The sequence below is a fragment of the Streptomyces sp. NPDC042102 genome (genome assembly GCF_055582305.1).
This window is the reverse complement of the sequence record NZ_JBVJDL010000009.1, coordinates 123117-136159: the sequence shown is the minus strand read 5'-3', so window position 1 is coordinate 136159 and position 13043 is coordinate 123117. Positions and strand designations below refer to the sequence as shown.

General features: G+C 71.9%; 10 protein-coding genes and 1 pseudogene. 10 read left to right on the top strand and 1 reads right to left on the bottom strand.

What is annotated here, in order from left to right:
* Positions 1-20 precede the first annotated feature (20 nt).
* From ACZ6KO_RS28465 to ACZ6KO_RS28455, 3 genes and pseudogenes are all read left to right on the top strand, one after another.
* Positions 21-221: a DUF4244 domain-containing protein gene (locus ACZ6KO_RS28465; protein ID WP_469306928.1), complete on the top strand. Its 201-nt coding sequence runs from the start codon at positions 21-23 to the stop codon at positions 219-221.
* A gap of 22 nt (positions 222-243) precedes the next feature.
* The gene (locus ACZ6KO_RS28460) at positions 244-573 is read left to right on the top strand and encodes a TadE family type IV pilus minor pilin (RefSeq protein ID WP_469306886.1); all 330 of its coding nucleotides are present in this window, start codon (positions 244-246) and stop codon (positions 571-573) included.
* Positions 570-830: pseudogene (locus ACZ6KO_RS28455) on the top strand (Rv3654c family TadE-like protein); the annotation flags it as partial. The gene ACZ6KO_RS28460 and the pseudogene ACZ6KO_RS28455, both read left to right, overlap by 4 nt.
* 75 nt (positions 831-905) lie before the next feature.
* Here the strand turns inward: ACZ6KO_RS28455 and ACZ6KO_RS28450 are convergent.
* Positions 906-3362, bottom strand: coding sequence for a DEAD/DEAH box helicase (locus tag ACZ6KO_RS28450; protein ID WP_469306885.1), 2457 nt, complete (start codon positions 3360-3362; stop codon positions 906-908).
* An 81-nt stretch (positions 3363-3443) separates the two neighbouring features.
* On the opposite strand from ACZ6KO_RS28450, the gene bldG reads away from it, so the two are divergent.
* The 7 genes from bldG (at position 3444) to topA (ending at position 12864) form a co-directional block, all read left to right on the top strand.
* Entirely contained in the window at positions 3444-3785 is a 342-nt protein-coding gene (gene bldG, locus ACZ6KO_RS28445) for an anti-sigma factor antagonist BldG (protein WP_125647807.1), read from the top strand.
* 85 nt (positions 3786-3870) lie between these two features.
* Positions 3871-4311 carry an ATP-binding protein gene (locus tag ACZ6KO_RS28440; protein WP_469306884.1) on the top strand — a complete coding sequence of 147 codons (441 nt, stop codon included), beginning with the start codon at positions 3871-3873 and terminating at the stop codon, positions 4309-4311.
* Positions 4312-4591: 280 nt separating this feature from the next.
* Positions 4592-6973, top strand: coding sequence for a sodium-translocating pyrophosphatase (locus tag ACZ6KO_RS28435; protein ID WP_469306883.1), 2382 nt, complete (start codon positions 4592-4594; stop codon positions 6971-6973).
* Between the two features lie 128 nt (positions 6974-7101).
* Positions 7102-7668, top strand: a complete 567-nt coding sequence (locus tag ACZ6KO_RS28430; protein WP_469306882.1) for a small secreted protein — start codon at positions 7102-7104, stop codon at positions 7666-7668.
* A gap of 128 nt (positions 7669-7796) precedes the next feature.
* Entirely contained in the window at positions 7797-9323 is a 1527-nt protein-coding gene (locus tag ACZ6KO_RS28425; RefSeq protein WP_469306881.1) for a DUF7059 domain-containing protein, read from the top strand.
* Positions 9324-9521: 198 nt separating this feature from the next.
* Positions 9522-9719 carry a hypothetical protein gene (locus tag ACZ6KO_RS28420; protein WP_401445474.1) on the top strand — a complete coding sequence of 66 codons (198 nt, stop codon included), beginning with the start codon at positions 9522-9524 and terminating at the stop codon, positions 9717-9719.
* A 310-nt stretch (positions 9720-10029) separates the two neighbouring features.
* Entirely contained in the window at positions 10030-12864 is a 2835-nt protein-coding gene (topA, locus tag ACZ6KO_RS28415; RefSeq protein WP_469306880.1) for a type I DNA topoisomerase, read from the top strand.
* The last annotated feature ends 179 nt before the right edge of the window (positions 12865-13043 follow it).

Here is a 13043-nt window from a genome sequence, read left to right as displayed (position 1 = left end):
CAAGGAGAGTCACCGTGAAGATCATTTCCTCGGTCCGTACCCGACTGATCGAACTCAGGCACCCGCGGAGGGCCGATGCCGGGATGTCCACATCGGAATACGCCATGGGCACGATCGCGGCCTGTGCGTTCGCGGCCGTTCTGTACAAGGTGGTGACGAGCGAGGTGGTCTCCACCGCACTGCAGTCGACCATCGGAAAGGCACTCGATGTGCCGTTCTGATCGAAAGGCCGACCGTGGATACGTGACGGCGGAGGCCGCGATGGTGATTCCCGCGCTGGTGCTTTTCGCGGCACTGCTGGTGTGGGCGCTGATGGCGGCCGCCGCACAGATCCGGTGCGTGGACGCGGCCCGGGCCGGTGCGCGGGCGGCGGCCGCCTCCGAGCCGGCGGAAGTGGCGGTGGCGGCCGCGCGGTCGGCCGCCCCGCCGGGCGCCGTGGTGGAGCTGGCCCGTACCGGAGACCTGTGGCGGGTGCGGGTGTCCGCGCCCGCTCCGGGCCCCAGGGCCCTGCCCGTCCGCCTGGGCGCCCGGGCGGTGGCCCTGGCCGAGGATTCCGTGGGGCCGCCGCCATGAGGGGGGACCGGGGTTCGGCCACGGTGTGGGCGGCGCTGGTCACCACCGTCCTGGGCGCGGTCTTCGGCGGCGTCCTGGTCCTGGGCCAGGCGGTGGCCGCCCGGCACCGGGCCGCCGCGGCCGCCGACCTCGCGGCCCTGGCCGCGGCGGCGAGCTGGGCCCACGGCCCGCGTGCGGCCTGCGTGACGGCCGGGCGGGTGGCCCGGGCGCAGGGGGCCCGGCTCAGCGTCTGCACGGTCACGGGCGAGCTGGCCGAGGTCACGGCCGAGGTCCGCGCCGGCCCCTTCGCCCCGCAGGCCCGGGCCCGGGCCGGGCCACAGCCGGAAGAGGTCTCAGGCGGGCGGGGGCGCGGTGGCCAGGAGCCGGGTCAGGAGCCGGACCGCGCCGCGCTTGTGGAGGGGGTCGTTGCCGTTGCCGCACTTGGGGGACTGGATGCACGAGGGGCAGCCGGCGTCGCACTCGCAGGAGGCGATCGCGTCCCGGGTGGCCGTCAGCCAGGCCCGGGCGGTGTGGAAGGCCCGCTCGGCGAAGCCCGCCCCGCCGGGGTGGCCGTCGTAGACGAAGACCGTCGGCAGGAGGGTGTCGGGATGCAGCGGCACGGAGACGCCGCCGATGTCCCAGCGGTCGCAGGTGGCGAAGAGCGGGAGGAGGCCGATGGAGGCGTGCTCGGCGGCGTGCAGGGCGCCGCCGAGGATCTCCGGGTTGATCCGGGCCTCGTCGAGCTGGTCCTCCGTGACCGTCCACCACACGGCCCGCGTGCGCAGCGTGCGCGGCGGCAGGTCCAGCTTGGCCTCGCCGAGCACCTCGCCGGTGATCAGCTTGCGGCGCAGGTAGGAGACGACCTGGTTGGTGACCTCGACGGAGCCGTAGCAGAGCCGGGCGTCGCCCCACGGGATCTCGGTCTCGGTCTCCAGTATGGAGATCGTGGTGGTGTCGCGGGCCGTGGTGGAGAACGGCGGAGACGATTCCTCGACCAGGGCGACCGAGTCCTCCAGGTCCAGGTGCTTGACCAGATAGGTGCGGCCCTGGTGGAGGTGGACCGCGCCGTCATGGACGGCCGTGTGGGAGGCGGATTCGTCGACCGTCCCCAGCAGCCGTCCGGTGGCGGCCTCGACGATCTGGACGGGCCGGCCGCCGCCGCCCCGGATGTCGGTCAGGTCCGAGGCCCGCTCCCGCCGGGTCCAGTGCCAGGCCGTGGCCCGGCGGCGCAGCAGCTTCGCCGACTCCAGCTGGGGCAGCAGTCCGGGGGCGGCCGGGCCGAACAGCGCGAGGTCCGCCTCGGTCAGCGGCAGCTCGGCCGCCGCCGCGCACAGGTGGGGGGCGAGGACGTAGGGATTGTCGGGGTCCAGCACGGTGGCTTCCACCGGACGGCGGAACAGGGCCTCGGGATGATGGACGAGGTACGTGTCCAGGGGGTCGTCCCGCGCGATCAGCACGGCCAGGGCGCCCTGGCCGGAGCGTCCGGCCCGGCCGGCCTGCTGCCACAGGCTGGCCCGGGTGCCGGGGTAGCCGGAGATCAGGACGGCGTCCAGGCCCGAGACGTCCACCCCCAGCTCCAGGGCGGTGGTGGCGGCCAGGCCCAGCAGCTCGCCGGAGTGCAGGGCCCCCTCCAGGGCCCGGCGCTCCTCGGGAAGGTAGCCGCCGCGGTAGGCCGCGACCCGCCCGGGCAGCGAGCGGTCCACCTCGGCAAGCCGCTCCTGGGCGATCACGGCGATCAGCTCGGCGCCGCGCCGGGAGCGGACGAAGGCGACCGTACGGACGCCCTGGACGACCAGGTCGGTCAGCAGGTCGGCGGTCTCCGCGGTGGCCGTCCGGCGGACGGGGGCGCCCCTCTCGCCGTGCAGGTCGGTCAGCGGGGGCTCCCACAGGGCGAAGACCACCTCGCCACGCGGGGAGGCGTCGTCGACGACCTCGGTGACCGGCACCCCGGTCAGGCGGGCGGCGGCGGCCGCCGGGTCGCTGGCGGTGGCCGAGGCGAGGAGGAAGACGGGTTCGGAGCCGTAGCGGGCGCACAGCCGCCGCAGCCGGCGCAGGACCTGGGCCACGTGGGAGCCGAACACGCCGCGATAGGTGTGGCACTCATCGATCACGACATAGCGCAGGGCGCGCAGGAAGGAGGACCAGCGCGGGTGGGCCGGGAGTATCCCGCGGTGCAGCATGTCGGGGTTGGTGAGCACGTAGTTCGCGTACTGACGCACCCATTCGCGTTCTTCCACCGGCGTGTCGCCGTCGTACACGGCGGGGCGGATCGCGTTGCCCAGCGGCGCGGCGAGTTCCCGTACGCGGCGGCGCTGGTCGGCGGCGAGCGCCTTGGTGGGCGCCAGGTACAGGGCGGTGGCGCCGCGCCCGTTCGGGGCCTCGGCGCCGTCCGCGAGAGCGGTCAGGACGGGCGCGAGATAGGCCAGGGACTTGCCCGAGGCGGTGCCGGTGGCGACGACCACCGATTGGCCGTCCAGGGCGTGCTCGGCGGCCCTGACCTGGTGTTCCCACGGGTGCTCGATGCCGTTGGACCGAATGGCGGCTACGACATCCGTTCGGATGCGGTCGGGCCAGACGGCATGACGGCCCTCCCGAGGGGGCAAGTGCTCCGTATGGGTGATGCGCGCAGCCCGGGAAGGCCCCCGTGACAGCCGGTCCAGGACCGTGCCGGGAGTGGGTCGTGCGTCCGCGGGTGCCGTGGGCCGACCGGGACGAGGAGTATTGGCCATTGGAACCGAGTGTGTCACTGGCGTCGGGGACAATGGTCCCAAGGCGTCGTGCGCGCCTGCCGGTAAGTGATTGAATGCCATCGCGGCAGCCAATCCCTCCCCTACCTTCGGGTGGGGAGGCCCCTGGGGGGCGCCGCTCGATAGCAAGGTGCTGGAGGATCCGTGGACCTGTCCCTGTCGACTCGCACTGTCGGCGACCGCACGGTCGTGGAGGTCGGTGGCGAGATTGATGTGTATACCGCGCCCAAGCTGCGCGAGCAGTTGGTCGAGTTGGTGAACGACGGCAGCTACCACCTGGTTGTCGACATGGAGCGGGTGGACTTCCTCGACTCCACCGGTCTCGGTGTGCTCGTGGGAGGCCTCAAGCGCGTCCGTGCGCACGAGGGCTCGCTGCGTCTGGTGTGCAACCAGGAGCGCATCCTCAAGATTTTCCGGATCACCGGTCTCACCAAGGTGTTCCCGATCCACACGACGGTGGACGACGCCGTCGCGGCCACCGACTGACGGCTTCCGGTAGTAGGAGCGGGGGTACCGGGCCGGAGCGGTCCGGGCCCCTGCAAGGCACGCCTTGAGTCCGAGGGGGACGCGCATGGCCACCGTTGAACTCCGCTTCAGCGCTCAGCCCGAACACGTCCGGACGGCCCGCCTCGTCGCGGCCGCCGTGGCGCGCCGGGCCGGTGTGGAGGAGGCAGTGCTCGACGAGGTCAGGCTCGCCGTCGGCGAGGCCTGTTCGCGTGCCGTCGGGCTGCACCGCAGCCACGGGCTGACCGCCCCGGTCCGGGTCGTGCTGAACGAGGAGGAGAAGGTCTTCTCCATCGAGGTCGGCGACGAGGTCCCCGGACCGCCCGGAGGGGGCGACGAGACCGTTCCCGGCATGACCGCCGTGCTCGATCCGGACGCCGACGGCGAGGACGAGATGGGGCTGGCCGTGATCAGCGGGCTGGTCGACGACGTCGAGGTCACCAGCGGTGAATCGGGCGGTGTCATCCGCATGAGCTGGCCGACCGCGGGCGATGCGGACCTTCCGTGACCCGCCGACGAGATCGTTAATCCCATCGTCGGATATTTTTTTGAAAGGCCCTGTCAGCCCTGCTGAGCAGGGCCTTTTTCATGTTCCGGTGCGGACTTCCGGAATCAATGATCAGGCGTCAATGCCTTTGTCCCATTACCTCTTTCGAGGGTAATGGAGTGACGCGATCTTTTGCTGAGGAGCAACAGCAGGCCAATTCCGTTTCCCGCGTACTGTTTTGATCAGGTGACGCTCCCTACAATCCGTCCACATCTTTGAGCTCACACGTCAAGGAGGACGAATGACGGGGCTCTTCACCCCTCAAGCGGCGGCAGTACTCACCGATGACAATCGTCTCATCGTGATCGTCATCGCGATTGTCGCCATTGCCGCACTCGTCGTCGCGCAGATCCTGGTCCGCCAGGTCCTCGCCGCCGACGAGGGAACCGACAATATGAAGAAGATCGCCGCAGCCGTGCAGGAAGGCGCCAACGCCTACCTGGGCCGCCAGCTGCGCACCCTCGGCGTCTTCGCCGTCGTGGTCTTCTTCCTGCTCTTCCTGCTCCCCGCCGACGACTGGTCGCAGCGGGCGGGCCGCTCCGCCTTCTTCCTGGTCGGCGCCATCTTCTCGGCGATCACCGGCTACATCGGCATGCGGCTGGCGGTCCGCGCCAACGTCCGCGTCGCCGCAGCCGCCCGCGAGGCCACCCCCGCCAAGGGTGAGCCCGCCAAGGACCTGACCGACGTCGCCCACAAGGCCATGAGGATCGCGTTCCGCACCGGCGGCGTGGTCGGCATGTTCACGGTCGGCCTCGGCCTGCTCGGCGCCTCGTGCGTCGTACTCGTCTACGCCGCCGACGCCCCCAAGGTCCTGGAGGGCTTCGGTCTCGGCGCCGCGCTCATCGCGATGTTCATGCGTGTGGGCGGCGGCATCTTCACCAAGGCCGCCGACGTCGGCGCCGACCTGGTCGGCAAGGTCGAGCAGGGCATTCCGGAGGACGATCCGCGCAATGCCGCGACCATCGCCGACAATGTGGGCGACAACGTCGGCGACTGCGCCGGCATGGCGGCCGACCTCTTCGAGTCCTACGCCGTCACCCTGGTGGCCGCCCTCATCCTCGGCAAGGCCGCCTTCGGCGACCTCGGCCTGGCCTTCCCGCTGATCGTGCCCGCCATCGGCGTCATCACCGCGATGATCGGCATCTTCGCCGTCTCCCCGCGGCGCAGCGACCGTTCCGGCATGACCGCCATCAACCGCGGCTTCTTCATCTCCGCCGTCATCTCCCTGGCCCTGGTCGCCGTCGCGGTCTTCGTCTACCTGCCGGCCACCTACAAGGAGCTGGTCGGCGTCGAGAACGCCGCCATCACCGGCCACTCCGGCGACCCCCGCGTCCTCGCGCTCGTCGCCGTGGCCATCGGCATCGTGCTCGCGGCCCTCATCCAGCAGCTGACCGGCTACTTCACCGAGACCAACCGCCGTCCCGTCCGGGACATCGGCAAGTCCTCGCTGACCGGCCCCGCCACCGTCGTCCTCGCCGGCATCTCCGTGGGCCTGGAGTCCGCCGTCTACACGGCGCTGCTCATCGGCCTCGGCGTGTACGGCGCGTTCCTGCTCGGCGGAACCTCCATCATGCTGGCGCTGTTCGCGGTCGCCCTGGCCGGCACCGGCCTGCTCACCACCGTCGGCGTCATCGTGGCCATGGACACCTTCGGCCCGGTCTCCGACAACGCCCAGGGCATCGCCGAGATGTCCGGCGACGTCGAGGGCTCCGGCGCGCAGGTCCTCACCGACCTCGACGCCGTCGGCAACACCACCAAGGCCATCACCAAGGGCATCGCCATCGCCACCGCCGTCCTCGCGGCCGCGGCGCTCTTCGGCTCCTACAGCGACGCGATCGCCGGCGCCATCAAGGACGTCGGCGCCAAGGCCGGGGACATGGCCCTCAGCCTCGACATCGCCCAGCCCAACAACCTGGTGGGCCTGATCCTCGGCGCGGCCGTCGTGTTCCTCTTCTCCGGCCTCGCCATCAACGCCGTCTCCCGCTCCGCGGGCGCGGTCGTCTACGAGGTGCGCCGCCAGTTCCGCGAGCACCCCGGGATCATGGACTACAGCGAGAAGCCCGAGTACGGCCGCGTCGTCGACATCTGCACCAAGGACGCGCTGCGCGAACTCGCCACGCCCGGCCTGCTCGCGGTGCTGACCCCCATCGCCGTCGGCTTCACCCTCGGCGTCGGCGCGCTCGGCTCGTTCCTCGCGGGCGCGATCGGCACCGGCACCCTGATGGCGGTCTTCCTCGCCAACTCCGGTGGCGCGTGGGACAACGCCAAGAAGCTCGTCGAGGACGGCCACCACGGCGGCAAGGGCAGCGAGGCGCACGCCGCGACCGTCATCGGCGACACCGTCGGCGACCCGTTCAAGGACACCGCGGGCCCGGCCATCAACCCGCTGCTGAAGGTCATGAACCTGGTGGCCCTGCTGATCGCCCCGGCGGTCGTGCAGTTCAGCTACGGCGACGACGCGAGCCCCGTCGTCCGCGCGGTCGTCGCGGTCCTCGCGATCGCCGTCATCGTGGCCGCGGTGTACATCTCCAAGCGGCGCGGCATCGCGGTCGGCGACGACAGCGGCGGCGCGGCCGCCGATCGGGTGGCCCAGCCGTCCGACCCGGCCACCGTGGCGTCGTAGCGGCGGCACCCGGGTACGCCTGAACGGCGGACGGACGACGTGGACTGACGCGTCGTCCGTCCGCCCTTCTGCGCTCTCCGGCGGATGGCGTGTATCTTCCGGCCAGAGCCTTGGAAGGGACCAATCCGGTGAACAAGAAGCTTGCGGGCGCGGCCTCCTGCGGCGCGGTGCTGATGCTCGTGCTGTCCGGCTGCGGTGACGACGGCGACCAGAAGACCAACGACTGGGCCAAGAAGGTCTGCGACAGCTGGGAGCCCGAGCTCAAGAAGCTGGAGGCGGCCAACGCCGAGATCAAGCGGGTCTCCACGGAGAACTCCAAGTCGGCCGACGTCCAGAAGACCGACGCGGCCGCGTTCCAGCAGATCTCCGACGCCTACAAGGCGCTGGCCGAGGCCCTGAACAAGGCCGGTGCCCCGCCCGTCAAGGACGGTGCGGCCGCCCAGCGCGCCGCCGCCGAGGGCTTCACCGCGGCGTCCAAGAGCTACGCCGACCTCAAGACGCAGATGGAAGGTCTCAACCCCGCGGACCAGGCCAAGTTCGCCGAGGACCTCAAGGGCATCGCGGGCGGCCTCAAGGCAGCGGTCAAGGGCGACGAGGAGGCCCGCGAGCGCCTCAAGGTCGCCGGCGTGTCCAAGGCGATGAACGCCCAGAAGGGCTGCCAGGTCAGCACGGCCCCGGCGTCCACCAAGAGCTGACGCGGCCGCAGCGGAGGCCCGGGTTCTCCACAGGGACCCGGCTCCATGGCCGAAGCGGAGGCCGGGGTTCTCCACAGGGCCCCGGCCGTGTCGCACCGATCGGCGGTGCCTGCGGACACAATGGACGCGTGAGTACCACCACCCGCCTTCCCTCGCCCGACCACGCCGCCGAACTGCGCGCGGCCCTGCTGGCCACCGGCTTCACCGCCGACGGCCTGCTCGACCTGCTCGGCGCCCCCGCGTACGCCGCGCTCGCCCGCAGCGAGACCGTCCCCGCCCTGCGCGCCACCCGCGGCGACGGCCCGCTGGCCGCTCTCGTACGGCTGTTCCTGCTCCAGCGGCCCGTCCCGTACGGGCGCGCGGCGGCCGCCCTGCCCGTCGAGGCGGCCCTCGCCGACGGCTGGCTGCGCCGGGAGGAGGCCGCCGACGGCGAGGACACGGTGCACGCCACCGTCGACGTCCGGCCGTACGGCGGCCCGGAGGGCGAGGACTGGTTCATCGTCTCGGACCTCGGCTGCGCGGTCGGCGGTGCTGGCGGCATCGGCAGCCACGAGGAGGGGGTGGTCCTCGGGGTCGGCGGCGCGTCCACCACCCTCGCCGGGATCACCGTCCGCACCCCGGTCGGCTCGGCCCTCGACCTCGGCACCGGATCCGGCATCCAGGCGCTGCACGCCGCCCAGCACGCCACCCGGGTGACCGCCACCGACGTCAATCCGAGGGCGCTGGAATTCACCCGTCTGACGCTGGCTCTCTCCGGTGCCCCGGCGGCCGAGCTGCTGGAGGGCTCCCTCTACGAGCCGGTGGGTGGCCGGACGTACGACCTGGTCGTCTCCAATCCGCCCTTCGTGATCTCCCCCGGTGCCCGGCTGACCTACCGCGACGGCGGCATGGCGGGCGACGACCTGTGCCGCACCCTCGTGCAGCAGGCCGGCGCGCACCTCAACCCCGGCGGGTACGCCCAGTTCCTGGCCAACTGGGAGCACGTGGCGGGCGAGGACTGGCGCGACCGGCTGCGTTCGTGGGTGCCGCGCGGCTGCGACGCGTGGATCGTGCAGCGCGAGGAGCAGGACATCACGCAGTACGCGGAGCTGTGGCTGCGCGACGCGGGGGACCACCGCGGCGGTCCCGAGGAGTACGCGGAGCGCTACGAGGACTGGCTGGAGGAGTTCGAGGCCCGCGGGACCAAGGCGGTCGGCTTCGGCTGGATCACCCTGCGCCGTACGGACGCGGAGGTCGCGTCGATCGTGGTCGAGGAGTGGCCGCACCCGGTGGAGCAGCCGCTCGGCGAGACCGTCCGGGCCCACTTCGCCCGGCAGGACTTCCTGCGCGACCACGACGACGCCTCCCTGCTGGAGGGCTACTTCCGGCTGGCCGACGAGGTCGTCCAGGAGCAGGTCGGCGCGCCCGGCGCGGAGGACCCCGAGCACGTGGTGCTGCGCCAGCACCGCGGGATGCGCCGCGCCACCAAGGTGGACACGGTCGGGGCGGGCTTCGCAGGTGTGTGCGACGGCTCACTCAGCGCGGGCCGGATCCTCGACGCGATCGCCCAGCTGGTGCAGGAGGATCCGGTCGTTCTGCGCGACCGGACGCCCGAGGCGATCCGGCTGCTGGTGGAGCAGGGCTTCCTGGAGCCCGAGGGCGCGGCGAGGCGCTGACGTCGCCGAATGCCGCCGGATGCCGCCGGACGTCGCCGGACTTCACCGTGGGTTCGCCTGCCGTACTCCCCGGGCTGGCAGGGTCCCGCCCGGGGCCACGCGCACCGCGCGGGGTGTGGCTGTGGGCGGGCCCGGGCAGGACCCGGCACGGAACCCGGCAGGACCCGGGGCGAGCCCGCACGAGGTAAGGGGAACGGCATGGAGACGGTACCGGCGATCTTCGCCGCGGTGGTGTTCCTGCTGTTCGGTGCCGCCGTGCTGACCTGGACCGGCACGCGCGTCCTGCACCGCGCGCCGGTCGCCGAGGGCGTGCGCCCCGCCCTGGCCGTACCGCTCGCCCTGCTGGCCGGCGGGGTCTCGCTCGCGGCCGGCGTCTGGTGCCTCGGGCGGCTGTGACCGAGTCGCCGACCGTCCCGCCCCGGCCCGCTGAGCCTGTCGTTCCGGTCCGGTCCCGGCGTGTCGCACCCCCTGCGGAAGACGTTGCTCCGGCCGGGCCGGGGGCGGGGCCAGACGGCCCCCGGGCCACTCGGCTTGGTGATCGACAAGGGTCCGGCGCGGTATCCGGGCGGCAGGAAGGGCACTAGTCGGGTTACCGTTCGAGTGGCCGTTGCGGGCTTGTGCCGTTTGACACGGGGGCGGGTTGTACCGTCACACTCCGCAGCGTCGCCGTACTGCGACCGAGTGCCGACCGGAGAGAAGAGCCAAGTTGTCCCCGACTAGCGAGACCGCAAAGGGCGGCCGCCGACTCGTCATCGTCGAGTCCCCTGCCAAGGCGAAGACGATCAAGGGCTACCTCGGCCCGGGATACGTCGTCGAGGCGAGCGTCGGGCACATTCGTGACCTCCCGAACGGCGCCGCCGAGGTACCCGAGAAGTACACGGGCGAGGTCCGCCGCCTCGGCGTGGACGTCGAGCACGACTTCCAGCCGATCTACGTCGTCAACGCCGACAAGAAGGCCCAGGTCAGGAAGCTCAAGGAGCTGCTGGCCGAGTCCGACGAACTCTTCCTCGCCACCGATGAGGACCGCGAGGGCGAAGCCATCGCGTGGCACCTCCAGGAAGTCCTCAAGCCCAAGGTCCCCGTCCACCGGATGGTCTTCCACGAGATCACCAAGGACGCGATCCGCGACGCCGTCGCCAACCCGCGCGAGCTGAACCAGCGCATGGTCGACGCCCAGGAGACCCGCCGCATCCTCGACCGCCTCTACGGCTACGAGGTCTCGCCGGTCCTGTGGAAGAAGGTCATGCCGCGCCTGTCGGCCGGCCGCGTGCAGTCGGTGGCCACCCGCCTCGTCGTCGAGCGGGAGCGCGAGCGCATCGCCTTCCGGTCCGCCGAGTACTGGGACCTGACGGGTACGTTCTCCACCGGCCGCGCCGGTGACGCGTCCGACCCCTCGACGCTGGTCGCCCGCCTGAACACCGTCGACGGCCGCCGGGTGGCGCAGGGCCGCGACTTCGGCTCGAACGGGCAGCTCAAGAGCGATGTGCTGCACCTGGACGAGGCGAACGCCCGGGCCCTGGCGGCCGCGCTCGCCGACACCTCGTTCGCGGTCCGCTCGGTGGAGTCCAAGCCGTACCGCCGCTCGCCGTACGCGCCGTTCCGTACGACCACGCTCCAGCAGGAGGCCTCGCGCAAGCTGGGCTTCGGCGCGAAGGCGACCATGCAGGTGGCCCAGAAGCTGTACGAGAACGGCTTCATCACCTACATGCGTACGGACTCCACGATCCTGTCCGACACCGCCGTCGCGGCGGCCCGCGCGCAGGTCACCCAGCTGTACGGCGCCGACTACCTGCCGCCGCAGCCGCGCGTCTACGCGGGCAAGGTCAAGAACGCGCAGGAGGCGCACGAGGCGATCCGGCCTTCGGGTGATCGTTTCCGCACGCCCGCCGAGACCGGTCTGACCGGCGACCAGTTCCGTCTCTACGAGCTGATCTGGAAGCGGACCGTCGCCTCCCAGATGAAGGACGCGACCGGCAACTCGGTCACCGTCAAGATCGGTGGCCGTGCCTCGGACGGCCGGGACGCCGAGTTCACGGCCTCCGGCAAGACGATCACCTTCCACGGCTTCATGAAGGCGTACGTCGAAGGCGCCGACGACCCGAACGCCGAGCTCGACGACCGCGAGCGGCGGCTGCCGCAGGTCGCCGAGGGCGACGCGCTGACCGCCGAGGAGATCACGGCGGACGGTCACGCGACCAAGCCGCCGGCCCGCTACACCGAGGCCTCGCTGGTCAAGGAGCTCGAGGAGCGCGAGATCGGCCGCCCGTCGACGTACGCGTCGATCATCGGGACGATCCTGGACCGCGGGTACGTGTTCAAGAAGGGCACGGCGCTCGTGCCGTCCTTCCTGTCGTTCGCCGTGGTCAACCTGCTGGAGAAGCACTTCGGCCGGCTCGTCGACTACGACTTCACGGCCAAGATGGAGGACGACCTCGACCGCATCGCGCGGGGCGAGGCCCAGTCCGTCCCGTGGCTCAAGCGCTTCTACTTCGGCGAGGGCGCCGAGGCCCCGGCGGCGGGCGACGCCGACGCGCTGGGCGGCCTGAAGGAGCTGGTGACCGACCTGGGCGCGATCGACGCCCGGGAGATCTCCTCCTTCCCGGTCGGCGAGGGCATCGTGCTGCGCGTCGGCCGCTACGGGCCGTACATCGAGCGCGGCGAGAAGGACGCGGAGGGCCACCAGCGGGCCGACGTCCCGGACGACCTGGCCCCGGACGAGCTGACGCTCGGCTTCGCGGAGGAGCTGTTCGCGAAGCCGAGCGGCGAGTTCGAGCTGGGCAAGGACCCGGTCAGCGGCAACGAGATCGTGGCGAAGGACGGCCGCTACGGGCCGTACGTCACCGAGATCCTGCCCGAGGGCACCCCGAAGACGGGCAAGAACGCGGTGAAGCCGCGGACGGCGTCGCTGTTCAAGTCGATGTCGCTGGACACGGTCACGCTGGACGACGCGCTGCGCCTGATGTCCCTTCCCCGGGTCGTGGGCGCCGACGCGGAGGGCGTGGAGATCACGGCCCAGAACGGCCGCTACGGCCCGTACCTGAAGAAGGGTACGGACTCGCGGTCGCTGGAGACCGAGGACCAGCTCTTCTCGATCACCCTGGACGAGGCGCTGGCGATCTACGCCCAGCCCAAGCAGCGGGGCCGGGCGGCCGCCAAGCCGCCGCTGAAGGAACTGGGCACCGACCCGGTCAGCGAGCGCCCGGTGGTCGTCAAGGACGGCCGCTTCGGGCCGTACGTGACGGACGGCGAGACGAACGCGACGCTGCGGCGCGACGACGACGTCGAGACGATCACGCCGGAGCGGGGCTACGAGCTGCTGGCGGAGAAGCGGGCGAAGGGGCCGGCGAAGAAGACGGCGAAGAAGGCGCCGGCGAAGAAGACGACCGCTGCCGCGAAGAAGACGGCGGCGAAGAAGACGACGGCCGCGAAGACGACGGCCGCCGCGAAGAAGACGGCCGCGAAGACGACGGCCACGGTCAAGAAGACGGCCGCCAAGAAGACGGCCACGAAGAAGGCGGCGGCGGTCCCGGCGGACGAGTAGGCCGCGGTCCGCTGCGCGGAGCCCTTCCCCACCGAACGCCGGCGAGGCCGGATGCGTGCAGCGCATCCGGCCTCGTCGGCGTTCGGGGTGCCGGGGGAGGTCCGGGGGCCGAGCCCCGCCCGCCCGGAGGGGCTGGTGAGGTCCGGGGCATTCGGTGGGGTGGGCGCAGCGGATAGGCT